The following is a 24655-nucleotide window of genomic DNA, read 5'->3' as shown; positions in this document are numbered from 1 at the left end:
TAAACAGTACCTTTCTTTAGGCTATTTTAAAGCATTGATTTAACGGCAGATAAAAACTCTTTTTTATGAGAAATAAACGGTGCATGGGAGGCTTTGTCTAGTACTTCGTATTCAAACTCAGTATTTAGTGCTGCCATTTTATTAATTGCTTTGTAAGGTACCAGCGCATCTAAACGGCCAAATATCGCTTTTATAGGCACTGGGCAATGCGCAAATACGTTGCGTAAATCATCATTTTGTAAAATATTTAAACCCGCACTTAACGCCTCACTTTTAGGCGCGCTGTACTGATTTAGCAAGTGCTTTAGCTGCTTTATATCATCGCGTGCCGACTCACTACCCATGGCCTGAATAGCTAAAAAGCGCTCTATGGTTTTTTCTCGCTGATTAACTAATTGCTCTTTAAATTGCTCAAGCACGCTGGCTTTTATTCCGGGCCAATCTTCTGCCTCGGCAAAAAAAGGGCTTGAGGCAACTAAAATTACTTTTGATACTTTATTTGGCCAATGTTTAGCAATATAAAGTGCAAACAATCCTCCTAGCGACCAGCCCATTAAAATAGAGCCAGAGCTAAGTTGCTCGCTTACGATTTCAGCTGCATCGTGTAAATTATAAGGGCTTGGGCAGCTATTGCTGTTGCCAAAGCCAGGCAGGTCAATACTGCGCACCGAGCCACTGTATAAAAACGTCAACTCTGGCTGCACTAATTGCCATACGCCTTGGTTCATGCCCCAACCATGTAATAAAACTAACTCGCTTTGCATATTTGACTAACCTTAACCAAACTTAGCCACATCATAACGCTTACATTGACGAAAGCAACGCAAGGAGCAACCAATGCAACACTCATTTTTTAATTGGTTATTTCCCTCTTATTGCGTGCAATGTCAGGGAGTTATTAGTGCTCAAGAGGGATTATGCGACTATTGCTTAGCGGATTTAAGCGTGTTTGATTTAAATAAGCACAGTAATTTATTGCACCACCCGGATACTGTAGAAATGTTTCCGCATTGCGAGTTTGATAAGCTCTTTGCCTGTGCTTTTTATCAACCCCCTTTTGAGCATTGGCTTAAACGGCTCAAATTTAATAATCAAATTCACTATAAAAAAGCGCTGCAACAAGTAATTAAACGCCAGCTAACGGTGTTTTTTGAAAATTTAACTACCCAGCCCGACATAGCTATTATTTTACCTTTGCACCGAGGGCGCTTTTTAACGCGCGGGTTTAATCAGGTAAGCCAAGTGTGGCAACCGTGTTTGGCAAAACATATTTGTATAAGTAATGCGCTAATACGCAATAAAACCACACAAGCACAGTCACAATTATCTAGAGCTAAGCGGATTAAAAATGTAAAAAATGCCTTTGTATGTACACAAGATATGAGCGGTAAAACGGTGGTTATTGTAGATGATGTAATGACCACAGGCGCCACGCTCAACGCGGCTACCCGGGTATTAAAGCAAGCGGGCGCTAAACAAGTCTGGGCTTTTGCTACGTGTTTAACGCCACTTTAAAGGTGTAATTAATCACCTCTTACTCTAAATGTGTGGCCAAAAAATAAAGCATTACTGAGTAATCGGCTTGTGCCGTACCAGTATCCTCTAAATACAGGGTTATCTGTCATCGCAATAACACTGCCACGCCCGTATGAGTGAGCCATCATGGCTGCTGCACCGGCAATTTGCTGCTCATTTACGCCATCGGTAAACCCTGCTAATAGTGGTTTTTGCGGGTAAGTGAGTATGTTTACAAACGGGGCAGATGATTTTTCTAATAACCAGGTACTATTTTTAAATACAGGCAGCGTTTCACGATTAAGCGAAAACGTTAGTGGATGCGTGGTGTCTACATCGGTATTAAAAATAGCGCCGGCTATACGTTGTCGCCCTGCTAAATGGTCTTTATCTGCGTAATTTAGCCCTTGAGTATTAAAAGCGCTGGCTACATCTTGCCTAGATAAATAATTAGCCTTAAGTAATTGCTGATCAGCTAAAAATTTAGCGCCGCCTTTGTGGCCCCAAATTACGCCGCCTTTTCTTACCCAGCTTTTAATAGCAACTTTATCACTATCGGGTAAGCCCGAATAATTGCCATTAGCTAGTACAATGTGGCTGTAATTATTTAAATCTAGGCTACCTAAACGCTCCATTTCCACTATGGTCGGAGAAATACCAACAAAGCGGTCAAGGTAATACCATACTTCACCCGCTTCGTATTGGCTTACGCCTTTACCGCCCACAAGCAGTACTTTTGGCTCGTTTAATACCGCCATAGTGCGCGAGCCTAAATCGGCGCCTTTCCCTGTAAGGCCCGTGGTAATAGGCTTTATCGCAATACCAAATTGCGTTTGAGCATCGTTTAAAATAGCCACCCAATCAGGGTTTGTTTGCAGCCCGGCGGGGACAATAATGCTGCCAGGTGCAAAGTCTATTTCGGTGGTGCTGCTTTTAGCTGTTAAGGCGCTTAACGCGACACGCGCTTTAATGCCTTGCTTTAGCAAGCTATTTAGCATTTTAGGCGCTAAGTAATCGTCCCAGGCAAAGCCAAATGCATAGCTTTGCTTTAACGCAGCAAATGATGGTTTAACTGCTTTTTGCCACGCTGTGCTGGCTACTTCTAAGCCCCAACTACTTTTTACTTGTGCAAACTCTAAATTAAAAGCGTGGGCGAGTGTCCAGCCCGACACATCATAAAATGTGTTATCGGCAAAACTTTTTTGCTCACTAAAAATAGCTTTTACTAAACGAAACTGTGGCTGAGCTAACGGCACAAAATAACTCTGGGTGCTAAAGTTTTTGCCATTGGCTTTTAGCGCCTTTGTAAGTGGATAGGCGTTGATTTGATGCTGCTTTAACAGGTTTAAAAATAGTTTAATCCGGGTGTTGTCTTTAGCGCCCTCAACCACATAGCCTTCAAAACTTTCATCATGTGCTAAATCAATTGCTTGGTTATAAAATTTTGCCTGATAGGTTAATAGCGCCTCGCGGTTATCTACCGCTGCTTTAAAGGTTGATAGGCTTGTTAATAACTGATTTTTAATAGTAAAAGGAAACGTAAGCGTACCATTTATGGTTTCTTGTACATGCCCACGTGAGCTGGCTTGCTCAAATAAAATACCTATACCGCCGTTTACATCGGGGTAGGTTGAACCCTTGCCGTAATAAAAGTCGTCAAAGCTTTCTTCGGTAAAATAAAGGGCATTATTTTTATCTAAAGTTTTAGCATGGTAATTGGCTATGGCTTTAGTAAGCGTTACGTTTTCATCTGGGGTAATTGGGTGCTTGCGACTGGCAATGCCAGGTTGAAAAAAGTAGCTGCTGTTTGGGCCCATTTCATGAAAGTCGGTAAGAATATTTGGCTTCCATTGATGAAACTTAGCAATGCGTGCACGCGACTCTGGGTGTTGTAGTAACAACCAATCGCGGTTTAAATCAAACCAATAGTGATTTGTACGGCTACTTGGCCAGCTTTCTACGTGTTCACGCGTTTTAGGGTCGCTTGATAAGTTCATCCCCCGATTACTATTAGCCCAATTAGCAAAGCGAGCCAAGCCATCGGGGTTAAGTGAAGGGTCGAGCAAAATAACGGTATTATTTAATAGTTTTTCTATTTCTGGGCCTTGCGCTGCAGCAAGGTAATACGCAACCAATAAAGCGGCATTGCTGCCTGATGACTCATTGCCATGCACACTGTATCCCATCCAAACTACGGCAGGCTCATTTTGTGTGTTTTTAGCTTGCTCACTGTTTGTTAAACGGGCTAAGTGCGCTTGGCGAATTTGCTCTAAGTTAGCTAGTTTTTCAGCGCTGCTAATACTTAGCATCACAAGCGGACGTTGCTCGTGTGTGCGCCCTATTACTTCAAAATTTATACGATTACTTTTTTGCGCTAGAATTTCCATGTAACGCACCAGTTGGTCGTGCCTTACATGCCACTCACCTACTTCGTAACCAAGTACGTCTTGTGGGGTGGGTATTGTTTTATCAAACTCTACATCTTGTTCAAAATAATACGAAAGTGGTTTTGCCATACTTGAAAAGCTAAGCATTGCCACCATTATAGTTACTATCCAGCGCATATAAATCACTCTAAAAATGTTTGTTATTTGCACGCTAGCATTGCTTAAAATAGATGCCAACTTTTTACGCTCAACACTAGCCGCAACACGATGAGCGGAGTATGATATGCAGTATCCGAGTAATTTAGTCAAGTATAGACGGTTTTATGATTTCTATTTCCGAAACAGCACAAGCGCATTTTGCTAAACTTTTAGCAGATCAAGCACAACAAACTAATATTCGTGTGTTTGTTGTAAACCCTGGTACATCACAAGCGGAATGTGGTGTTTCTTATTGCCCAGAAGACGCCGTAGAAGACAGCGATATTCGTCTTAATTTTAATGGTTTTGATGCCGTAGTAGATACAGAAAGCGCTCCTTTTTTAGAAGAAGCTGAAATTGATTTTGTTACCGACAAAATGGGCACTCAGTTAACTTTAAAAGCGCCTAATGCAAAGGCACGTAAACTAGGCGATAACGCATCGCTAAATGAGCGTGTTCAACATATGCTAGAAACCGAAGTAAACCCGCAGCTAGCTAACCACGGTGGCCAAGTAAGCCTAGTTGAAGTAACCGCTGAAGGTATTGCAGTACTTCAATTTGGTGGTGGTTGTAATGGCTGTTCTATGATCGATGTAACGCTTAAAGAAGGCATCGAGAAAGAAATGATTGCAAAGTTTGATGAAATCACCGGTGTTGCCGACATTACCGAGCACCAAGCGGGCGATCACTCTTATTACTAAGCAATAATGTTAAAGCCGCTTATTTATCGCTTAGGGAGTAACCCTAAGTTGAGTTTAACGCGCTTTTTTCGCGGCTTAGCACTGTTTGTGCTAGCCGTGATATTTATTGCCCTTGGCTACTACACCCACTTTAGCTTACAAATTATAGGTGTGGTTATTTTAATCCCGGCATTATTTTTTGCTGCATGGGGTTATAGCGGTATTTTTGCCAATCGTTTCTCGCAAGTTTTAAAAGATATGGGGCCAAAAGATCACGACCCCGACCTATGGAAATGACATGTTCGCTTAATCTAGCAGCTGATTAGTTGCTTTTAACTGCAAATACTTAATAATTAACGTAACGCCGCGCATAAGCATAAAGCAACTCATAGCCAGCCATAACGCATTATTTTGCCACTCTATAAACACCCAAAACACCCCAAAAAAGCCAACAGCAGCTGAAAGAATCATACTGTTACGCATATTTTTTGCCCGTGTGAGCCCTACAAATACGCCATCAAACAAAAAACAGCTCATTGCTAACATAGGCAATACTATTACCCACGGTAAGTAATTTGTCGCAGCTTCTATCACCTCGGGTACATTGGTTAAAAGCTTAATAATAGCGCTGCCAAACACAGCAAAAAATACGCTGTATAACACGCCAAAAAGCATACCCCAAAACACACTTATTTTTACCCACAATCTAATGTTATTAACGCTTCGCTGACCTTTAGCTTGACCAACTTTGGCTTCGCTTGCATAGGCTATTCCATCAAGTGCAAAGCTTACTAACATTAAAAAATTAAGTAACACGGCATTTGCTGCAAGCGTTGTTTCGCCTATGCGGGCGCCATAAAAGGTCATAAAGCTAAAGCATAATTGCAAAATTAAAGAGCGAATAAATATATCTCTATTTAAACTAAGTAGCTCTGCCATTTTGCTAACACTGAGCCAGTTGGGCACGCTTAGCTCCACGCCTTGCTTTTTAGCGAGCTTAATCACTAGTAGCAACGCAAAAGCCAACGCGCTGTAATCCGCAATTAACGACGCCCACGCAGCTCCCGCTACTGCCCAGTCTAAATACACCACAAAATATATATCGAGCACTATGTTGGTAATATTGGTCACTAGCAGCAAGTAAAATGGCCCACGCCCATAATGTACGCCAAGCATCCAGCCAAGCAGCACTAAGTTACAAAGTGCGGCAGGGGCACTAAATATACGAATACTAAAATACTGATATGCTTGAGCAAGAACCTCACTATTTGCGCCTGATAAAAATGCAATGGCTTGTTTTATCAAAGGCGATAAAGCTATAAGCGCTAACGCCACACACACGGCAAGTAATAAGCTGCGTTTTAAAAGCGCTGCCAACTGTGTTAAGTTATTTTGCCCGTATGCTTGGGCCACTAACCCTGTGGTGCTCATACGTAAAAAACCGGCGAGCCAAAATAAAATAGAAATAACAGCTGAGCCAAGTGCGATGCCCGCTAAGTAATGTGCGCTACCTAAGTGGCCAATAACAGCGGTATCAACAATTCCTAACAGTGGGACAGTAATATTTGATAATATCATTGGACCCGCTAGCAACAGCAAGCTTTTATGGTGTGCCTTATTATGTTTAAGAAATTGTTTCATTTAGTTTTAATTACTCTCATTTGTTTATCAGTACGTGCTCATGCGGCGGTTATTTTACAGTATCACCATGTAAGCGAAACCCTTCCGGCTGTGACCAGTGTAAGCGCAAATACGTTTACCAAGCATTTGAGCTACTTAAAAGAGCATAATTTTAATGTTATTGCACTAAATGAGCTAATAAGCGCTATACAACAAGGCAAAACCTTACCTGAGAAAACAGTCGCTATCACCTTTGACGATGGTTACAACAATAACTACGAACAAGCAGCGCCTATTTTAGAAAAATTTGGTTACCCCTATACTATTTTTGTAAACCCGACCCTTATTGATGAAGGTAAAGGCTACGTAATGGGGTGGGATAAATTAAAAGAGCTCGCAGGCAAAGGGGCGTTAATTGCCAATCACACTGCCCAGCATGACTACCTGCATATTAAGCTAAAAGGTGAGAGCGATGCACAATGGCAAGCACGTATAAAACAAGATATTTTGCATTCTCAACAGCGTATTAAAGAAGAAATAGGCCACGACTATAAATACCTAGCGTACCCGTATGGTGAGTTTAATAACAAACTACAAGCGCTTGTAGAAGAGCTTGGCTTTATTGGCATTGGTCAGCACTCAGGCGCTGTAAATAAAAACGCTAACTTTACCCGCTTACCGCGTTTTCCAGCCTCCGGCTTTTACAGTAAATTAGATACGCTAATTACAAAATTAAACTCTCGGGCGTTTAGTATTAAAACCCTAGATTACCAAGACAGTGTAACCTCACAAAACCCACCAACGCTCAGCATTGAGTTTGAAATGGGTGATTTTCATAAAAGTCAGTTTGCGTGTTATGTCTCAAGTGTGGGGCAGGCTAAGTTAACTTGGATAAACGACACAACTGTAAAAATTGACTCTCCAAAGGCGCTAAATAAAGGCCGTTCACGCTTTAATTGTACCGCCCCTTCTATTGAGCACCCTGGTAGTTACTATTGGTTTTCGCAGCCATGGGTTATTCAGTAGCAATTACACCTTTATAGCCTGATGCAATAAGCGTTGGGTTACTTTATCAAGCGCAACAATTTCGTGAGCGGCACCTAAATCAACCGCCGCTTTGGGCATTCCCCACACCACAGAAGAAAACTCATCCTGTGCAATGGTGTAACCACCCGCTTGTTTAATGCTAAGCAAGCCCTTTGCTCCATCGCTCCCCATACCGGTTAGTAGCGCTGCCACAATGTTTTTTGCACCGCACTCAAGTAACGAGTTAAATAATACATCTACCGCCGGTTTATGGCGGTTAACAGGCTCAGAATCATCAAGCTCGCAATATAAACTTGCCCCTCTTTCTTTTATACTTAAGTGCAAACCACCTGGGGCTATATAAGCCCATCCCGCAGTGAGCTTGTCGCCGTGCTGCGCTTCTTTTACGTTAATTGCACAGGTGCGGTCCATACGCTGGGCAAACGAGGTACTAAATACCGGAGGAATATGCTGGGTAATCACAATCGCAGGGCAATTGGTCGGCATTTTTATAAGCACTTCTTTTATTGCTTCTGTGCCCCCTGTTGAAGCCCCTATCGCTATTACCTTGTTTAATAAAAATTGTGCATTGCTAGGTAAAGGCTCGCTCACTGTGCTTACCTTTTTAAAACTTCTTACCCTTGCACCTGCCGCCACACGCACTTTTTGCTGCACAACATATGCATATTGACTCATTTGCTGCTTAACATTCACCGTTGGCTTGGCAATAAAATCCACTGCACCAAGCTCAAGTGCTTCTAACGTGATAGGCGAGCCTTGCTGGGTTAGTGTAGAAATCATCACAACGGGCATAGGTCTTAAGCGCATTAGGTTTCTTAAAAAGCTAATGCCGTCCATTTTTGGCATTTCTACATCGAGGGTAAGCACATCTGGATTGAGCAATTTAATCATTTCTCGTGCTTGATAAGGGTCTTCAGCACAGCCAACAACCTCGATATCGCTAGCCTGAGATAATATTTCGCTCAGCAAACGCCTTATCAGTGGTGAATCATCTATTATCAGAACTTTAACCATTACGGCTCCTAAAACAGCTCTATGTTAGTCTCGGTGGCTTTATCTTGTTGCTTAAGGTTTTGCAGGTAGCGCACTTCGCGTTTTTCAATTGTATTGTTGTGCAAATTCTTCAGCTTCTTTACGTGGACTTTGCCCGTATGCGGATGAAAAAAAATTTTTCGAGGCCACGGCCCCCCCATATCTTGTGCAACAAGATTGAGCGACTCTTCCTGAATATACGCATTGGCAAAGCTAATATTACCTATCCCTATGTCGGTCATGGCGCTAATTATTTTGCCGCCACCAAAGAGTTTTATTTTTAAATTTTTTCGCGCAGCACCACCTTTGAGTACTTCGTTGATCAGGTATTCCATTGCCCAGTTTCCGTAGCGGCAGCTCAAACTATGGGCACTGTTTAATTCTAGGCCTTTTTTTACTGGCAACATAAAATGATTTACGCCACCTATACCGGCTTTTTCATCGTAAACACACGCGGCTATACACGACCCAAGTACTGTAGAAATAAGCTCATCATTTTTTGAGACATAAAATTCGCCAGGTAATATTTTTGCCACCACGCTTGTGCGCCCTGCATCCCAGTAACGTTTTATATGTTCAAATCCTGGGAGCACCGGCCTAAACTGTGCGTGCATTGTGTTGCTTTTGATACATGGTTTTCCCTAAATTTTTAAACTCAGAATGCTCTTTTCCCATACTCTCTGAGTGCCCTAAAAACAAATAACCGTCACGATTAAGTGCATTTGCATAACGTTTAAACAAGGTGTCTTTTGTTTCTTTATCAAAATAAATAACCACGTTACGACATAAAATTAAGTCAAACTGCCCTTTCATGGGCCATTCTTGTAAAAGGTTAAGGCGTTTAAAAAAAATGTGCTTATTTAACTGTGGTTTTACTTTATATGTTTGCCCATCTTTGCTTTTTAAAAACCACTTTTTAAGTACATTGTTTTCTAAGCCATTTACATTAGCCGCGGTATAAATACCCGCTTGTGCTTTGGCTAATACATTAGAATCTAAATCGGTTGCTAAAATTTTTACATCCCAAGAACTTGGGAATAAACCGGCAAGGGTTATTGCTAAGCTATAAGGCTCTTCGCCTGTAGAGCAACCCGCTGACCATACGCGTACTCGTTTTGTTACTTTGTTACTGCTAAGTAACTGCGGCACTATGGTGTTTTTTAAAAACTCAAAGTGGTGGGGTTCTCTAAAAAAGGAGGTTAAGTTAGTGGTAATAGCATTAATAAATGCGTCAAACTCAGCCTCTTTATTATTGTCTAAGTACTCTAAGTATTGAGAAAAGTTTTTAAGTTTATGCTCTCTTACCCTTCTTGCTAAGCGGGAATACACCATTTCGCGTTTATGATCGCCAAGTACAATTCCGCACGCGTTATAAACTAAAGTGGCAATGTCTTTAAAATCTTTATCGGTACATAAAAATTCTTTCATTGTCATACCATCCCTTGTAAAGCAGGCTTGCTAGGGTATTAACTAGCAAGCCAGTAATGACTAAAACTCTTCCCATTCATCTGCTGAGTCTATAAAGTTTTCGCCTTTGGGTTGGGTATTTTTTAAATAGCCACTAGGTTGGCGCGCAGGGGGCGCTGAGCGTTCAAAGTGTGTATTTGGCAATGTGTTCATGCCTTGCTGCCCGAGTGAAAAAAAGTGCAATAACTGACGCATCTCGTTTGCTTGCTCAGCCATTGACTCGCCCGCCGCAGACGCTTCTTCTACAAGGGCCGCATTTTGCTGGGTCATTTCATCCATTTGGGCAACCGCTTTATTAACTTGCTCAATACCTGCGCTTTGCTCTTCAGAGGCTTCGGTTATATCCGAAATCATTTGCGTAACACGTTGTACGCTTGAAACAATTTCTCTGAGTGTTTCGCCCGACTCATTTACAAGCACAGAGCCATCGGTCACTTTTGCAACGCTGTCTCTAATAAGCTCTTTAATTTCTTTGGCTGCTCCAGCTGAGCGCTGCGCTAAATTACGCACCTCACCAGCAACAACGGCAAAGCCACGGCCTTGCTCACCCGCTCTAGCAGCTTCAACGGCGGCGTTAAGTGCCAGTAAATTAGTTTGAAAGGCAATTTCATCAATCACGCCAATAATGTCTGCAATTTTTTTACTCGACTCGTTAATGGCCGACATACTCGTTACAGCTCTATTAACTACTTCACCACCTTGAATTGCTTTCTCGCAGGTTTCTTCGGCTAAATCGTTAGCGACTTTTGCGTTATCTGCATTTTGTCTTACGGTACTGGTCATTTCTTCCATACTTGACGCGGTTTCTTCAAGTGATGAAGCTTGTTCTTCGGTACGCTGGCTTAAATCGGCGTTGCCTTGCGAAATTTCCTCTGCGCCACTGGCTACTAACGTGGCCGATGAGTTAATTCGATTAATCACATCGGTCAATTTATCTGCTGTGGTATTAGCATCTTGCTTGAGCTTATCGAACGAGCCTTGATACTCTTTTTCTATGCGTTTTGATAGGTCACCATTGGCCATTGCATCAAGCATTTGCGCGGTATCACTAACGGCATCATCCACAATTTCAACTAAGCTGTTTAAGCCTTGCGCTAAGCGTAAGAAAAAGCCTTCTTTACCTTTTTCATCTACTCGGGTTTCTAAATCGCCATTACCTGCATCGCTGACTAATTGTGCAATTTCTTTTTCTATTGCAACTTCGCCCGTTCTATCTTCCCACTCAACTACGGTGCCTATGCGTTCTTGTTCTGGTGTAAAAATAGGGTTTGCAACTAAACCAAACGTGCGCCCGCCTACTTTTATTTCGGCTCGGTAAGTTGTTGTAAGCTTAGCTAGTAGGTTTTGTTGATGAGCCGGATTTTTATGGAATATATCAATGTTTTGCTGCATTAAATTGGTGCTATCAAAATTTGGCAGCTCCTTTTTCAAATCATCTTCGGCAATACTCATCATCGATTTAACCGCGTTGTTCATGTATACAATTACATTTGAAGCATCGGCTATCATGGTGTTTGTTGCTACGGTATCAAGCGCTTGTTTTACTCGTAAGTTTTCTTGTGCTTCAGCACGTTCTTGCTCCGCTTTTGCTACGCTATCGGTAATATCTTCCCACTCAACAATGGTGCCTAAATGCTTACCTTCATGGTTTATCCACGGTGTAGCAATTAAACTAAAAATAAGCCCCGCTAAACGTAACTCAGTTTTATAAGGTTGTTTTAAGTTTTTTAATAGTTCGCGTTGATGAGCTGGGTGCTTATGAAAATCATCAACACACGTGCCTATTAAATTATCAACAGAAAAACTAGGTAGCACACCTTGCAACTCAGTTTCTCGCGCTTTGAGCATTAACTTAACCTGATCGTTTACAAATACAATATTTAGGTCTTTATCGGCAATCATTACATTGGCTTGGCAAACAGTTAACGCACTTGCTAAATCGGCAGCCTTTTTAGACTCGCGCTCTAGCTGTTTTTGCGCGGTGATATCACTGGCGTATTTAATAACTTTATAAGGCTTGCCGTTTAAATCGAAAATAGGGTTATAAGAGGCTTGGATCCATATTTCTTGCCCTTGTTTGCCTATTCGCATGTACTCGCCCGAGTCGTACTCGCCTCGTCCTAACTTATCCCAAAATTGTTTATACTCGTTTGTTTTAGCGTATTCTGGGTCGACAAATAATTTATGATGCTGGCCTTTTATTTCGCTAAGTTGATAGCCTAAACCATTTAAAAAATTGTCATTGGCAGTAATAATTGTGCCATCAAGATTAAACTCAATCACCGCCTGAGATTTACTAATTGCCTCAAGTTGGCCTTGCGCTTCAGCGGCCTGTTTCTTTTGTTCGGTAATGTCGGTAGCAAATTTAATTACTTTTAGCACTTGCCCTTGGCTATCAATAATTGGGTTATAGGTAGCTTGGATCCATACCTCTCGCCCTCCATTAGCAAGACGCTTAAACTCATTAGAAATAAACTCACCACCGCGCAAGCGTTGCCAAAAATTTTTATACTCGCTGCTTTGTGCTTCATCTGGTTCAACAAACATAGAGTGGTGCTGCCCTTGCACTTCCTCTAAACGGTATCCCATTGCATTTAAAAAGTTTGAATTAGCCGTAATTATTCTGCCACTGGGTTCAAATTCAATAACCGCTAATGATTTATTTAATGCATTAACGATTAAGTCATTACTTGATTCTGACTGCTTCGGATTACTAAACCATCCCATGCCCATCACCACCTTTATGTTTGTTTTTGTTGCTACATAGCGCTGTGGCTATATATCCATTGTTCTTTGTAAATCTATCAACGAGACCATTTTTTCGCCCACGTTCACCAACCCTGCGACATATTCACAATTACTCGAATCAGACAGGCTAGGGACGGGCTTGGCGTCTTGCTCTGCAATGCTGTAAACATCTGACACCGCATCTACTGCGATGCCCATTATTTTTGAATCGTTTTCAAAAATAACTTTTACAACAATAACAACTGTTAATGGCCCATATTCAGTGCTTGGCAGGCCAAAACGTAAGCGTAAATCTATTATTGGCACTATGGTGCCGCGAAGGTTTATCACTCCTTTAACAAAATCCGGTGCGTTGGGTAGTACGGTAATTTCTTCCCAGCTCCTGATCTCTTGCACGGTTAATATATCTACGCCGTATTCTTCGCCAGCCATAATAAAGGTTAAAAACTGCTTAACGCCTTGCTGTTGCCCTAAATCAATTTTGTTGTTTAGCTCGCTTTGCTCACTAATCATGAAGCCTCCAGAGGTGTTTTAGATTCTATGATTAGCTCTTGGCTACCTGGTTTTTTAAGCCCTGATAATTTTATTAAGCCGCTAATATCAACAATTAACGATACACGCCCGTCGCCTAAAATAGTTGCTCCAGACACCCCATCTACTTTTTGATAATTGGCCTCTAAACTTTTTATGACTACCTGCTGCTGCGAAAGTAAGTCATCTACCAGCAAACCCACTTTTTGGTTGTCGGTTTCAACAACCACCAGCAAGGTTTTGTCTAATGACTCTATGGCGTTTTGATGATTAAAAATTTGATATAAGCGTAAAATAGGAATGTATTCGTCACGCAGCCTTAGTACATCTAGGTCTTTACCCACTCGGCTTACTTTAGTGATATCAATCTGTAGCGATTCAACAATAGAAATAAGTGGAATAATATAAGTATGCTGGGCAACTTTAACTAATTGACCATCTAAAATGGCAAGCGTAAGGGGCAACCTAATTGTAAAGGTAGAGCCAACGCCAGGCGCTGAAGAAACCTCAACAGAGCCATTTAAAGATTGAATATTGCGCTTAACAACATCCATTCCTACACCACGCCCAGATAAGTCGCTAACCGCATCGGCGGTAGAAAAGCCAGGCATAAAAATAAGCTCGTTAATTTCATCATCTGTTAAATTACAATCAGCGGTGATTAGCTCATTAGCAATGGCTTTTTCTTTAATTTTTTGCGTATTTAAGCCTTGCCCGTCGTCCATTATTTCTATCACGATATTGCCGCCTTGATGAAAGGCATTTAAGGTCACGGTGCCCACTGGGTCTTTACCTGCGGCAACCCGCTGTTCAATTGTTTCAAGGCCATGGTCGAGCGAATTTCTGACTAGGTGCACCATGGGGTCAGATATTTTTTCCATTACCGTTTTATCTAGCTCGGTTTGCTCGCCTAATAATTTTAACTCCACCTGTTTATTTAGTTTTTGCGCTATATCGCGCACTAAGCGCGGAAACCGGCTAAATACAAAGTTAATCGGTAACATACGTATACGCATAACATTTTCTTGCAGGTCTCGGGTATTGTGCGCCAGTTGTGCCAAACCTTCTTGTAATGACGTAATGGTTGATTCGCTAATTTCTTGCTCGCTCAACTGATTTAACATGGCTTGTGTTATCACCAGCTCACCAACCATATTTATTAACGAGTCTACTTTGTCTATTCCTACTCTTATGGAGGTAGACTCAGGTGCTGATGTTGGCTTTTTATCGGCTGTGGGTTTGCTTTTAGGTTTGTCGGGTGCTTTTTTAGCATCGCTAATAGGCGGTGTTTGAGCTGAGTTGTCGTTGCTCTTTTCATCAGCGTATGCGGTGTGAGAAGTGTCTTCATCAAATAACCCGCCACAAAGCTCTATTTTTATATCGGCATCATCTTCTACCCATTCAAATACCTCTTTAATAGCGGCTTCTTTTTCGCTGGTATTTAAAAAAAAGCGCCAGTGTAAGTAGCACTCGTCACTGCTTAAATCTTTAATATCTGGGATATCGTCTAAAAAGGCCTGTGTTTCAAGCTCGCCGAGTTCAGCTAGTTCGCTGATCATAAATAAAGGCTCGTTGCCTGTTTTAAAAAGGTGATGATGCGGTTTAAAATCAATTTGAAAGGTATTTACCTCAGCAGCAGCCGTGACTTCGCTTGCCTCGCTTGGAGCTGAATCGGCTTGCATTTCCAGTACAATTTCAAACTGTTTTTTTAAGGTTGTAGCATGTGATAAATCAGGCTCTTGCTCTGCTTGCAGCTCACCGAGTAACCCACGCAAGCAATCAACAGCTTTAAGCAATAAATTAACGTGCTCGGTGGTGAGTTCGCGCTCACCTTGGCGTATTTGATCCAGTAGGGTTTCTAGCACATGGGTAAACTCAGCAACAGAGTTAAAGCCAAAGGTGCCACTGCCCCCTTTAATTGAGTGCGCAGCTCTAAAAATAGTATTTATTGTTTCTAAGTCTTCTTTGCCGGGCTCTAAATTTAATAGCTCGGCCTCCATTGTATCTAGGCCTTCAAAACTTTCTTCAAAGAACACTTCAAAAAATTGACTTAAATCTATACTCACGCCGCACTCCTCAGTTAACGAATTACTTTTTTAAGTACCGCTAGTAACTGATCCGGGTTGAAAGGCTTTACAATCCAGCCTGTTGCGCCAGCTGCTTTACCTTCTACTTTTTTATCTAATCCTGACTCTGTGGTTAGCATAAGTAGCGGCGTAAATTTGTAATCAGGAAGGCCTCTGAGCTCTCTGATAAGCGTAATGCCATCCATAATGGGCATATTTACATCTGAAATTACCGCATCAAAACTTTGCTGCTTGGCAATCGCGAGGGCTTCGCTGCCATCTTTTGCTTCGGTAACATCAAAACCTGCGGTTTTAAGCGTAAAGCTCACCATTTGACGCATTGACGCAGAATCATCAACCGCTAAAATTTTCTTCATATAAACCTCTAACCTTTACTTTCAAGTGTTAAATATTGACTTAAGCCAAGTTGATTAATGGCGTTTTGAAGTGCATCACTGCTGCCTACCCATACAATTTTATGGTGTATGGTAAGTAGGTGTTTTTGTAAGGCACACAAAAGTTGAATTGACGCGGTATCGGCTGAAACAACCTCACTGACATCTAAACAAATATCGTTGTTGCTATTGAGTTCTTGTAATAAATCTTGGTGAAGAGTCTCTACTTGCATAATCGCAAGTTCGCTTGGAAGTTTTAGCATTTTTTCAGGACTTTCCCTGTCAATTCAATTCATAACAAAAGCTTAGCCTTAGTTATTAAAATTGCCATAAAAGGCTCAAAAAAATTAATAAAACTTTTAAAAGTGGCGCTAAAAAGCAAAAAAGGAGCCTAAGCTCCTTTTAAAATGCGTGAAAAGTTTAAAACTAGTTTTTATAGTAATCCGCTATTTGTTTAAATTCGCTAATAAGTTGAGTGGTATTAATAAGGGGCACATTTCCTTGTTGGAATTCAGGCTTAAATATGGCTCTTACCGCTCCATTTGCATCAACTAAAGCCACCGAAGCACTATGATCGACCGCATATTCTGATTCTTGCGAGTCACTAATGGCATAAATTAGACCAAGCTCTCTAACCACCGGGAATAGGTTTTTGTGCTCACCCGAAACAGCTAAAAAGTCAGGGTTAAAATAATCAATATACGCTTTGCGCTTTACCGGCGTATCGCGTTGAGGGTCTACCGACATAAACCAAATTTGCAGTGGGTATTCGTTATGTAACTTTTTATACACGCTGTTTAGTTTAGCAAGCGTTAATGGGCAAATATCTGGACAACTGGTATAGCCTAAAAACACTAAGTTCCACTGCCCCAAAAATTGCGCTTTGGTGACTAACTCACCGTTTTGGTCGTTAAGAGTAAAATCAGAAAGAGGCTTTGCTTGCTCATACACTAAGGCTTGCACATCGGGTGCACTATTTTGCTCTGAGCAAGCGACTAATAAAAACGAAAAAATTACAACTAAGCTAATCCGTAACTGCTTCATAAAGGGAGCCATTTATCTATAAATAAGATCACGAAGAGTACCATTAAATGCACAATTGAAAAGCGAAATAAGTCCATTGCGGTGTCATCGCTCGGGGCTAATTTAAGCTTAACCGCTTTATACAAAAAGAGTGCATTGAGTACACATGCGCCTACTAAATAAATACCGCCCGACATACCAATTAAATAAGGTAATACACATACAAGCGCCAGTAATATGGTGTAAGCCACAACACAGGTTTTACAAAAGTCGATACCGTGAGTTACTGGCAACATAGGAATTTTAGCGCGTTCGTAATCGCTTTTGCGTGCTATTGCCAGTGCCCAAAAATGCGGTGGGGTCCACGTAAATATAATCATTACGAGTAACCATGGCGCGGCTGCCATTTGATTGGTTTCAGAAACCCAGCCCAATAAAGGCGGCATTGCCCCAGCTAAGCCACCAATTACAATGTTTTGCGGTGTGGCACGCTTTAAAAAAGAGGTATAAATAAAAGCATACCCAACTAATGCAAACAAAGTAAGTACGGCTGTTAGAGTGTTTGCCCAAAGCATTAGCATTATAAAACCAGCAACCCCTATCACGCCTGCAAAGCTTAGCGCATGGGTTTTACTAAGCCGGCCTTTGGCTACAGGGCGGTGGCGTGTACGCGCCATTTTTGTATCTATTTCGCTATCAACAACATGATTTATTACCGCCGCAGCGCCAGAGAGCAAACCAATGCCTAATAAACTAATAAATTGTACTGCAATGCCTCGCCCTACATCAGGCGCCAGTGCCAAGCCAACCCAGGCAGTAAGTACCAACATAGCCACTACTTTAAACTTGCTAATAGCTAAGTAATCTTGCAGTAAATTATAAGCACGTTGAATAAAAGGGTGTGCGCTAATAACCTGTAGTTCTTTTTTGTCGAGTGTGAGTGCCATAATTATTCCCCTTTAAGTGCGTGCTTTTAGGTAGTAACACAACCTAACCATAGTCAATAACAAGATAGCTGCCATTAAATTGTGCGCCAGCGCCACTCCAAGCGGAAAGTGCCAATGCACCACTGCAAGCCCTAAACTAATTTGGCAAAGTAGCGCAACAAGCACGCTGACAGTACAGTGTTTTATTTTTGCAGATTGCGCCTGACTGTATATACGCCACATAATTAGCGCCAACACAATACATGTAACTAGCGCCCAAATTCTGTGTAGTAAATGAATAGACATACGCGCCTGTTGCGATAGCACTCCGTACTCATAATTACTGTGCTCAAGCGGCAGCTGAAACACACTACTGAGTGAAAATGGCTGCGCATAACTACACAGCGGTAAGCCATTACAGTGTGGCGCTGCATAATTTGCTGCAAGCCATCCTCCTAATGCAATTTGAATAACCAACACAGTCAATGCAACTAAGCTCAATGAAAAATAGCCTTTAGCGCTACTATCTCCGCCCTCTATGGGTTTAGTAGTTAAACGTAGGTATAAAAGAGTGATTAGCGATAAAATACTAAATCCCCCCAGCAAATGCCCCATCACAATAAGTGGTTGTAAGTTCATAGTAACGGTCCACATACCCAGCGCAGCCTGAAATATAACTAACAATAATAAGGCTAGCGGTAATTTAACCGGCGTGTTTGAGTAATGGCGCTTTACAAAAGCCAATACGAATAGCGCTAAAATAAGCAACCCCAGCGCGCCTGCAAAGTAACGGTGGATCATTTCTTTCCACGCTTTGGCGGTTTCAAACATCATATCTGGATAACTTTGGGTAGCTAGTGCGATATCGGCTTCATGCTTTGGTACAGTTAAAAAGCCATAGCAACCGGGCCAATCAGGACAACCAAGCCCTGCGTCACTTAAACGTGTATAAGCACCTAGCCCTACCACCAACAGCGCAAGTAACCCCGTTGCAAGTACCCAGTTTTTATAATTTTTATACATAGGAATCTCCCATTAACAATGCGCTATTAATTAGCTTGAACGAGAATAATTAAGCAGTTTTTTTAAATCTTTTAATAAACCTTTTTGCACTAAACGGTTTTCTTGTGGCTGCTCTTTAAACGGATACTCAAGCACCACTAACCCCATATGATCGATTAAATATAAGCTAGCGGGCTGCAAATTTTGTTGCGCGTTAAAGGTTTTCCAAGGAATGTTTTTAACTTTAGGCGCCCCCATTACAGCCATATCAACCTTGCCCTGATTTTTTCCTAAGGCGATATATAAGTTATCAAGCGCATTGAGCTGCTCATTGCACGAAGCATTACATTTATTGGAGTAATTAAGCGCAATTGTCCATTGCTTAGGGTTGTGCTGCTGCCAGTTTTCAAGCTTTACTTCGCGCTGTAAAAACTCGCCATTATTGGTAATTGCGCTCGGCAACCAGTCTAGTTTTAGCGCACCGTATGCAAGTACTAGCGGTACAGCGCAACATACAACAAACAAAACTAAGGGGTTATTTTTCATTGTTAGTCCTCTTTTTACTGGCAAAAATGGCCACCACTACGCAGGCTAAGGCTATTAAAAACCATTGCACTGCATACGCTTGGTGCTTTTGCGGACTCATCACCACCGCTTTATAATGCGGTATAGCTAGCACATCTCCTGCACCTTGACGATAAGCCATAAAATTAAATAACGATTGATTACTCTGCTCACTTAGCTTTTGTAAATCTATTGATTGAATTCGTTTTTGAAGGTCTTGTTTTGTCGAATTGGTTTGTAAGTTAAAGCTCGTTAAATTTCGCTCTTTTATCTGCGCTTTAAACGTAATATTACGTTTAGGAAGTTGGATGTTAGGTAATTCGCTGCGTGAAATAGGCGCTTTTACCCACCCTAAATTAACGAGTAAAGCGTCACTTGCTTGGCTTGGCTTAAATAACACCAATAAGTCGTAACCGACTTGCCCTTGGTAAACTTGGTTATCTAAAAGCCAGTATTGCTGATTTATTATTTTTCCGACAAGCTCAACCACTACACCTGTTTTATTCCACTTTGAAGGCATTGCCTGTAATTGCTGCCAGCTCATTACGCCTTGGGTTTGCATGTTAGCTATAGCTGTTAACTGTTGCTGCTTTTGATCAGCCCTTGCTAATTGCCAATACCCTAAACGTACACATACCAGCACCACAGCTACCACAACGCAAAGTGCGATAAATGAGCTAAGCTTTTGTTTACGCCTTAAAATTAACTGCATAAAGGGTCAACCCAGTGATTATTAAAATTATTATTGTGCTGCTGTTACTATTTATACTTTTCAACTTGTTTAGAGCGCTATTTATTATGGTGACCGATAAATCTGGCGGTCGGCCTATGTCGCATTTTTTAGGCCGTCGCGTGCTGTTTTCTGTGGTGGTTTTGGTGATGGTGATAGCCGCTGTAAAACTTGGTTTTATAAAGGCTAATCACTCACCATTAGCCGTTACAACACATACACAAAAACAAATAAACACAGCCACACCACATCAACAAAATGCCAATACCAAGCCGCTGCTTGAAACGCAAAATGTTTATCTTTCGTAAAGTGGCCTTTTAAAATACGCACAAATACAACAAACAAAATGATGGCGCCAAGGGTCACATGCATGCCATGAAAACCTGTCAGCAAAAAGAATGTATTCCCGTAAATGCCTGCGTCTAGTGTTAAGTTTAAGTCGTTGTAGGCATAAATATATTCTTCTACCTGCAATGCTAAAAAGCACACACCCAATAAAATGGTTGCCCCTAGCATCACTTTTAGCGGTTTACGCTTATTGTTTTCAATGGCTACGTGAGCAAAATGCAAAGTAACCGAAGACGCTAATAAAATAAGCGTATTAATAAGGGGTAAGCCTTGCCACCCCATAGCTTGCGTGGTTTCACCTGCTGGTGTGGTTAGTAGTGGCCATACGGCCTCAAAGGTAGGCCAAAGCACCTCGTTGGTCATCGCATTATTCCCAGCGCCGCCAAGCCAAGGCACCGACAGTATGCGGGCGTAAAATAATGCGCCAAAAAAGGCCATAAAAAACATAACTTCAGAGAATATAAACCAGCTCATTCCTTGTCGAAATGAGCGGTCCATTTGCGCTGAATATAAGCCCTGATCAGACTCGCTAATTACATTTTTAAACCAGCTAAAAATCATATACAGCAGCACTGCAATGCCTGCATATAGCAAGTACACACCGCTGCCCCCTTCACTTTCTAAGTTCATGACTGTTAAAGCCGCACCCACTGCAATAAAAAATAACGCCACCGCGCCCACTATGGGCCAAGGACTTTGCTCAGGTACGTAGTAGTTTTCATAATCTTGATTCATGTTACTTGCTCCTAGTTTTACACTAGTCATGCAGGCTAGTTATTACTTGCTACTAGCTGCTCACTAATATCAAATACGGTGTACGATAAAGTTAGCTCTTCTACATCGCTCGGCAGTGCGGTATCAACATAAAAAAGCAGCTTAAACTCAAGCTCTTCACCCGCTTTTAGGGGTTGTTGATCAAAGCAAAAGCACGCTATTTTATGTAAGTACTTGGCTGCCTTTCCGGGCGATACAGAAGGTACCGCTTGCATTACTTTATCAATATCACTGGTGTTTTTTGCGCTAAACATTACCTCACGCATGGCACCTGGTTTCACATCAACACTGTATTCTTTAGATTTAACAATAAACGGCGCACCACTTTGCGCATGGGTTGTAAAGCTCACACCTATTTCTCGATTTTGTGCAACCTGTGTACTTTGTTTAGCTTGCTCAAGCGACGGCTTGCCATTAAGCCCAGTTATGTCGCAGAACACGTCATATAAGGGCACTAAGGCAAATGCAAAAGCAAACATACCTATACAAATAAGAATTAGGCGCTTTAATAGCGGTGCATGTGTCATTATTTAATTTCCGGCGGCGTAGAAAAAGTATGATACGGCGCAGGAGAGTCCACTTCCCACTCTAAACCTTCAGCACCATCCCATACTTTTGCAGGGACTTTATCGCCCCCTCGGGCACATTTAATTACCACAGCCACAAAGAGTAACTGCGATAAACCAAAGGCAAACCCACCTATGCTTATGATTGCGTTAAAATCAGCAAACTGCAGGGCGTAATCGGGAATACGGCGCGGCATACCTGCCAGCCCTACAAAATGCATAGGGAAAAACAATACATTTACGCTTACCAGCGATAACCAAAAATGCCACTTAGCCAAGGCAATGTTGTACATGTTGCCCGTCCACTTAGGCAGCCAATAATAAGCCCCCGCCATAATCGAAAATATTGCCCCCGTAACTAACACGTAATGAAAGTGCGCCACCACAAAGTAAGTATCGTGATACTGAAAATCAGCAGGCGTTATAGCCAACATCAGCCCCGAAAAGCCCCCTAAAGTAAACAGCACAATAAAGGCAATACTAAATAGCATGGGCACTTCAAAACTTATTGACCCTCGCCACATAGTGGCTACCCAGTTAAATACTTTTACCCCTGTAGGCACCGATATCAGCATGGTCGCGTACATAAAAAATAGCTCGCCAGCAACGGGCATACCGGTCGTAAACATATGATGTGCCCACACTATAAAGCTCAGTAATGCAATAGAGGAGGTTGCGTAAACCATTGAGGCATAACCAAATAGTTTTTTACGTGAGAATGTAGGCACTATGGTCGAAATAATACCAAAGGCGGGTAAAATCATGATGTACACTTCGGGATGGCCAAAAAACCAAAATATGTGCTGAAACATCACCGGATCGCCGCCACCTGCCGCATCAAAAAAGCTGGTTCCAAAGTATTTATCGGTGAGCACCATAGTGACCGCTCCGGCCAGTACGGGCATAACAGCAATTAATAAAAATGCGGTTATTAGCCATGTCCAAACAAATAATGGTAGTTTCATCCATGTCATGCCTGGGGCACGTAAATTAACAATGGTCACAATTACGTTTATTGCGCCCATAATTGAGCTAATCCCCATAATGTGCACTGCAAACACAAACATTGCAGTGTTGTCGTTACTATACGTTGTTGAAAGCGGCGCATAGAACGTCCAGCCAAATGCGGGGCCGCCTCCAGGCATTAATAACGAGGCCAATAAAATTAAAAAAGCGAAGGGTAAAATCCAAAAGCTCCAGTTGTTCATTCTGGGCAGCGCCATATCTGGCGCACCAATCATGAGCGGTACCATCCAGTTAGCAAGCCCCGTAAAGGCTGGCATAACAGCACCAAACACCATAATTAAACCGTGTACTGTGGTCATTTGGTTAAAAAAGTGTGGGTCTACCAATTGTAATCCTGGCTGAAATAACTCAGCCCGAATAACCATGGCCATTGCACCGCCAATTAAAAACATAGTCAGCGAAAAAATTAAGTACATGCTGCCAATATCTTTATGGTTTGTTGTGTATAACCAACGTTTAAACCCTTTGGCTGGGTGATGGCCGTGGTGAGCGTCATTGGCGTTAGGTTGTTCTACTATGCTACTCATTAGTTCGCCTCCGCATCAAGTGCTGCCTGAATTTCACTAGGTTGGATGACATCACCCGTTTCATTACCCCACGCATTACGTTTATAGGTAATTACCGCTGCAAGTTGTTTAATTGAGAGCTGCTTTGCAAATGCCTGCATTGCAGTTCCTGGGCGGCCATGAATCACTACATCAATGTGATCTTTTATATCACCCAAAACAATGGGGCTGCCTTTTAACGCAGGAAATACGCCCGGTAGCCCCATACCTGTAGGTTGATGACACGCAGCGCAACTTGCCATATACACTTGCTCACCTAGTGTCATTAGCTCTTCTTTAGGAATTGTTGTCTCAAGCAATGCTGCATCAGCAAGTGCGGCTTTTTGCTTAGCTTGCTTAGCATCTGCAAGCCATGCGTTAAAATCCTCTTGCGATTTAGCTTCAACCACCACGGGCATAAAACCATGATCTTTACCGCACAGCTCTGCACACTGTCCTCGGTAAATACCTTCTTCGTTAATGTTGGTCCACGTTTCGTTGATAAACCCCGGATTGGCATCTTTTTTAACGGCAAAATCGGGTACCCACCAAGAGTGGATAACATCATCAGAGGTCATTAAAAAACGCACCTTTCGATTAATTGGCAGTACTAAAGGTTTATCAACCTCAAGTAAATAATTAGGGTTTTTATTAGCAAGGTTGGCTATTTCGTCTTGAGGGGTAGATAAAATAGAGTAAAACTCTACGTCTTCGCCCATATATTCATAATGCCACTTCCACTGTGACCCTGTAATTTTAATGGTTAAGTCAGCCTTACTGGCATCTTCCATCGCAATGAGGGTTTTAGTGGCAGGGATTGCCATGGCAATTAAAATAACAAACGGAATGGCAGTCCAAAGAATTTCTACTTTGGTACTTTCATGAAATTGGGCAGGAACTGCCCCTTTAGATTTACGGTGATGAATCAGTGCCCAAAACATTATTGCGAACACTATCACCCCAATCACACAACATATTAAAAATATGGTCATGTGTAGCTGATATACATTATTACTTATATCGGTTACGCCCTTGCGCATATTGTATTGGCTATTAGCCAGCACTTGCTGCGGGAACATAATCAACACAAGCCACAAGGTAGAGGTCAGTTTACCCATGTGACGGCTCCTTTGATGCTATTGCGAATGCAAAGCGAAGAGGCATACGGCTTAAACGCCAATTCGTTATTTTTATTTTTTAACCAATCTTATTTTTGATTGGTATCGCTAGGACAACAAAAGGTTTGTGTATATTGTGTGTTCTCATAACTAAAAAGCTGTGAGTTATTGTTAGTCCAGCACATTAATGATTAGCTAAAAAACGTACAACAAGCAAGTTTTAGTATAAAAAACAATCAAGTGATATTTTAAAATTGACTAAATGACGGCGTATTAAATTGTTATTTAACAGCCAAGATACGAGCAAAATTAAGGGATGTAACACGCTTAGGAAGATAAAAGTATGA

25 protein-coding genes are annotated in these 24655 nt (G+C 41.8%); 5 read left to right on the top strand and 20 right to left on the bottom strand.

The features are described from left to right. Positions 1-26: 26 nt before the first annotated feature. Entirely contained in the window at positions 27-764 is a 738-nt protein-coding gene (gene bioH, locus MTF64_RS14680; RefSeq protein WP_248451813.1) for a pimeloyl-ACP methyl ester esterase BioH, read from the bottom strand. Positions 765-837: 73 nt separating this feature from the next. Between bioH and MTF64_RS14675 the strand changes: the two genes are divergently transcribed. Further along, on the top strand, positions 838-1515 hold the full coding sequence (locus MTF64_RS14675; protein WP_248451812.1) for a ComF family protein: 678 nt from the start codon (positions 838-840) through the stop codon (positions 1513-1515). Positions 1516-1523: 8 nt separating this feature from the next. On the opposite strand, the gene MTF64_RS14670 is transcribed toward MTF64_RS14675, so the two are convergent. After that, positions 1524-4079, bottom strand: a complete 2556-nt coding sequence (locus MTF64_RS14670; protein WP_174694614.1) for a M14 metallopeptidase family protein — start codon at positions 4077-4079, stop codon at positions 1524-1526. Between the two features lie 146 nt (positions 4080-4225). On the opposite strand from MTF64_RS14670, the gene nfuA reads away from it, so the two are divergent. Continuing rightward, complete coding sequence (nfuA, locus tag MTF64_RS14665; RefSeq protein ID WP_096042447.1) at positions 4226-4801, top strand: Fe-S biogenesis protein NfuA; 576 nt, start codon at positions 4226-4228, stop codon at positions 4799-4801. A 6-nt stretch (positions 4802-4807) separates the two neighbouring features. After that, positions 4808-5077 (top strand): hypothetical protein, encoded by a 270-nt coding sequence (locus MTF64_RS14660; protein WP_029774191.1) that lies wholly within the window; start codon positions 4808-4810, stop codon positions 5075-5077. 9 nt (positions 5078-5086) lie between these two features. Here MTF64_RS14660 and MTF64_RS14655 read toward each other — a convergent pair whose 3' ends face one another. Then, the gene (locus MTF64_RS14655) at positions 5087-6358 is read right to left on the bottom strand and encodes an MATE family efflux transporter (protein WP_054983329.1); all 1272 of its coding nucleotides are present in this window, start codon (positions 6356-6358) and stop codon (positions 5087-5089) included. 42 nt (positions 6359-6400) lie between these two features. On the opposite strand from MTF64_RS14655, the gene MTF64_RS14650 reads away from it, so the two are divergent. After that, entirely contained in the window at positions 6401-7426 is a 1026-nt protein-coding gene (locus MTF64_RS14650; protein WP_248451811.1) for a polysaccharide deacetylase family protein, read from the top strand. A 3-nt stretch (positions 7427-7429) separates the two neighbouring features. Here the strand turns inward: MTF64_RS14650 and MTF64_RS14645 are convergent, their stop codons facing one another. From MTF64_RS14645 to MTF64_RS14585, 13 genes are all read right to left on the bottom strand, one after another. Next, the gene (locus MTF64_RS14645) at positions 7430-8461 is read right to left on the bottom strand and encodes a chemotaxis response regulator protein-glutamate methylesterase (RefSeq protein WP_248451810.1); all 1032 of its coding nucleotides are present in this window, start codon (positions 8459-8461) and stop codon (positions 7430-7432) included. An 8-nt stretch (positions 8462-8469) separates the two neighbouring features. Further along, complete coding sequence (gene cheD / locus MTF64_RS14640) at positions 8470-9093, bottom strand: chemoreceptor glutamine deamidase CheD (RefSeq protein WP_029774194.1); 624 nt, start codon at positions 9091-9093, stop codon at positions 8470-8472. Then, positions 9077-9907, bottom strand: a complete 831-nt coding sequence (locus tag MTF64_RS14635; RefSeq protein WP_248451809.1) for a protein-glutamate O-methyltransferase CheR — start codon at positions 9905-9907, stop codon at positions 9077-9079. The genes cheD and MTF64_RS14635 overlap by 17 nt, the downstream gene beginning before the upstream one ends. Before the next feature lie 60 nt (positions 9908-9967). Then, positions 9968-12673, bottom strand: coding sequence for a methyl-accepting chemotaxis protein (locus MTF64_RS14630; protein WP_121638242.1), 2706 nt, complete (start codon positions 12671-12673; stop codon positions 9968-9970). A 48-nt stretch (positions 12674-12721) separates the two neighbouring features. Further along, the gene (locus MTF64_RS14625) at positions 12722-13207 is read right to left on the bottom strand and encodes a chemotaxis protein CheW (protein WP_004588228.1); all 486 of its coding nucleotides are present in this window, start codon (positions 13205-13207) and stop codon (positions 12722-12724) included. Then, complete coding sequence (locus tag MTF64_RS14620; RefSeq protein ID WP_248451808.1) at positions 13204-15291, bottom strand: chemotaxis protein CheA; 2088 nt, start codon at positions 15289-15291, stop codon at positions 13204-13206. The genes MTF64_RS14625 and MTF64_RS14620 overlap by 4 nt, the downstream gene beginning before the upstream one ends. Positions 15292-15305: 14 nt before the next feature. Then, positions 15306-15668, bottom strand: coding sequence for a response regulator (locus MTF64_RS14615; RefSeq protein ID WP_029773320.1), 363 nt, complete (start codon positions 15666-15668; stop codon positions 15306-15308). A gap of 8 nt (positions 15669-15676) precedes the next feature. After that, positions 15677-15949, bottom strand: a complete 273-nt coding sequence (locus MTF64_RS14610) for an STAS domain-containing protein (protein ID WP_004588224.1) — start codon at positions 15947-15949, stop codon at positions 15677-15679. A gap of 163 nt (positions 15950-16112) precedes the next feature. Continuing rightward, positions 16113-16730: an SCO family protein gene (locus tag MTF64_RS14605; protein WP_024033911.1), complete on the bottom strand. Its 618-nt coding sequence runs from the start codon at positions 16728-16730 to the stop codon at positions 16113-16115. Then, positions 16727-17656 carry a heme o synthase gene (gene cyoE, locus MTF64_RS14600; RefSeq protein WP_024033912.1) on the bottom strand — a complete coding sequence of 310 codons (930 nt, stop codon included), beginning with the start codon at positions 17654-17656 and terminating at the stop codon, positions 16727-16729. Before cyoE ends, MTF64_RS14605 begins: the two co-directional genes overlap by 4 nt. Before the next feature lie 12 nt (positions 17657-17668). Then, positions 17669-18658: a COX15/CtaA family protein gene (locus MTF64_RS14595; RefSeq protein ID WP_248451807.1), complete on the bottom strand. Its 990-nt coding sequence runs from the start codon at positions 18656-18658 to the stop codon at positions 17669-17671. A gap of 30 nt (positions 18659-18688) precedes the next feature. Next, the gene (locus tag MTF64_RS14590) at positions 18689-19183 is read right to left on the bottom strand and encodes a hypothetical protein (protein ID WP_055255278.1); all 495 of its coding nucleotides are present in this window, start codon (positions 19181-19183) and stop codon (positions 18689-18691) included. After that, positions 19173-19913, bottom strand: a complete 741-nt coding sequence (locus MTF64_RS14585) for an SURF1 family protein (protein WP_248451806.1) — start codon at positions 19911-19913, stop codon at positions 19173-19175. The genes MTF64_RS14590 and MTF64_RS14585 overlap by 11 nt, the downstream gene beginning before the upstream one ends. A 14-nt stretch (positions 19914-19927) precedes the next feature. Between MTF64_RS14585 and MTF64_RS19995 the strand changes: the two genes are divergently transcribed. Then, on the top strand, positions 19928-20239 hold the full coding sequence (locus MTF64_RS19995) for a DUF2909 domain-containing protein (RefSeq protein ID WP_095206665.1): 312 nt from the start codon (positions 19928-19930) through the stop codon (positions 20237-20239). Here the strand turns inward: MTF64_RS19995 and MTF64_RS14575 are convergent. From MTF64_RS14575 to coxB, 4 genes are read right to left on the bottom strand one after another with little or no spacing between them, the layout of a single operon-like run. Then, complete coding sequence (locus MTF64_RS14575) at positions 20139-21014, bottom strand: cytochrome c oxidase subunit 3 (RefSeq protein ID WP_004588217.1); 876 nt, start codon at positions 21012-21014, stop codon at positions 20139-20141. The genes MTF64_RS19995 and MTF64_RS14575 overlap by 101 nt on opposite strands. A gap of 35 nt (positions 21015-21049) precedes the next feature. Further along, positions 21050-21580, bottom strand: coding sequence for a cytochrome c oxidase assembly protein (locus MTF64_RS14570; protein WP_004588216.1), 531 nt, complete (start codon positions 21578-21580; stop codon positions 21050-21052). After that, positions 21580-23172, bottom strand: coding sequence for a cytochrome c oxidase subunit I (gene ctaD / locus MTF64_RS14565; protein ID WP_004588215.1), 1593 nt, complete (start codon positions 23170-23172; stop codon positions 21580-21582). Before ctaD ends, MTF64_RS14570 begins: the two co-directional genes overlap by 1 nt. Beyond that, a complete protein-coding gene (gene coxB, locus MTF64_RS14560; protein WP_248451805.1) occupies positions 23172-24308 on the bottom strand; it encodes a cytochrome c oxidase subunit II in 1137 nt (378 codons plus the stop codon). Before coxB ends, ctaD begins: the two co-directional genes overlap by 1 nt. Positions 24309-24655 lie beyond the last annotated feature (347 nt).

The organism is Pseudoalteromonas sp. 2CM41L, assembly GCF_023161905.1.
Taxonomy (GTDB): Bacteria; Pseudomonadota; Gammaproteobacteria; order Enterobacterales; family Alteromonadaceae; genus Pseudoalteromonas; species Pseudoalteromonas atlantica.
Note: the sequence above shows the minus strand (reverse complement) of the source record. Positions and strands in the feature narration are given on the sequence as shown.

Excerpts from the sequence above, each read along its gene's own strand:
- cheD (WP_029774194.1), bottom strand. The coding sequence starts at position 9,093 with ATGCACGCACAGTTTAGGCCGGTGCTCCCAGGATTTGAACATATAAAA.
- MTF64_RS14650 (WP_248451811.1), top strand. The coding sequence starts at position 6,401 with ATGTTTAAGAAATTGTTTCATTTAGTTTTAATTACTCTCATTTGTTTA.
- MTF64_RS14645 (WP_248451810.1), bottom strand. The coding sequence starts at position 8,461 with ATGGTTAAAGTTCTGATAATAGATGATTCACCACTGATAAGGCGTTTG.
- MTF64_RS14595 (WP_248451807.1), bottom strand. The coding sequence starts at position 18,658 with ATGTATAAAAATTATAAAAACTGGGTACTTGCAACGGGGTTACTTGCG.
- MTF64_RS14655 (WP_054983329.1), bottom strand. The coding sequence starts at position 6,358 with ATGATATTATCAAATATTACTGTCCCACTGTTAGGAATTGTTGATACC.
- MTF64_RS14615 (WP_029773320.1), bottom strand. The coding sequence starts at position 15,668 with ATGAAGAAAATTTTAGCGGTTGATGATTCTGCGTCAATGCGTCAAATG.
- MTF64_RS14660 (WP_029774191.1), top strand. The coding sequence starts at position 4,808 with ATGTTAAAGCCGCTTATTTATCGCTTAGGGAGTAACCCTAAGTTGAGT.
- cyoE (WP_024033912.1), bottom strand. The coding sequence starts at position 17,656 with ATGGCACTCACACTCGACAAAAAAGAACTACAGGTTATTAGCGCACAC.
- MTF64_RS14630 (WP_121638242.1), bottom strand. The coding sequence starts at position 12,673 with ATGGGATGGTTTAGTAATCCGAAGCAGTCAGAATCAAGTAATGACTTA.
- MTF64_RS14570 (WP_004588216.1), bottom strand. The coding sequence starts at position 21,580 with ATGACACATGCACCGCTATTAAAGCGCCTAATTCTTATTTGTATAGGT.
- coxB (WP_248451805.1), bottom strand. The coding sequence starts at position 24,308 with ATGGGTAAACTGACCTCTACCTTGTGGCTTGTGTTGATTATGTTCCCG.
- nfuA (WP_096042447.1), top strand. The coding sequence starts at position 4,226 with ATGATTTCTATTTCCGAAACAGCACAAGCGCATTTTGCTAAACTTTTA.
- MTF64_RS14610 (WP_004588224.1), bottom strand. The coding sequence starts at position 15,949 with ATGCTAAAACTTCCAAGCGAACTTGCGATTATGCAAGTAGAGACTCTT.
- MTF64_RS14635 (WP_248451809.1), bottom strand. The coding sequence starts at position 9,907 with ATGAAAGAATTTTTATGTACCGATAAAGATTTTAAAGACATTGCCACT.
- MTF64_RS14590 (WP_055255278.1), bottom strand. The coding sequence starts at position 19,183 with ATGAAAAATAACCCCTTAGTTTTGTTTGTTGTATGTTGCGCTGTACCG.
- MTF64_RS14670 (WP_174694614.1), bottom strand. The coding sequence starts at position 4,079 with ATGCGCTGGATAGTAACTATAATGGTGGCAATGCTTAGCTTTTCAAGT.
- MTF64_RS14585 (WP_248451806.1), bottom strand. The coding sequence starts at position 19,913 with ATGCAGTTAATTTTAAGGCGTAAACAAAAGCTTAGCTCATTTATCGCA.
- MTF64_RS14605 (WP_024033911.1), bottom strand. The coding sequence starts at position 16,730 with ATGAAGCAGTTACGGATTAGCTTAGTTGTAATTTTTTCGTTTTTATTA.
- MTF64_RS14625 (WP_004588228.1), bottom strand. The coding sequence starts at position 13,207 with ATGATTAGTGAGCAAAGCGAGCTAAACAACAAAATTGATTTAGGGCAA.
- MTF64_RS14575 (WP_004588217.1), bottom strand. The coding sequence starts at position 21,014 with ATGAATCAAGATTATGAAAACTACTACGTACCTGAGCAAAGTCCTTGG.
- bioH (WP_248451813.1), bottom strand. The coding sequence starts at position 764 with ATGCAAAGCGAGTTAGTTTTATTACATGGTTGGGGCATGAACCAAGGC.
- MTF64_RS14675 (WP_248451812.1), top strand. The coding sequence starts at position 838 with ATGCAACACTCATTTTTTAATTGGTTATTTCCCTCTTATTGCGTGCAA.
- ctaD (WP_004588215.1), bottom strand. The coding sequence starts at position 23,172 with ATGAGTAGCATAGTAGAACAACCTAACGCCAATGACGCTCACCACGGC.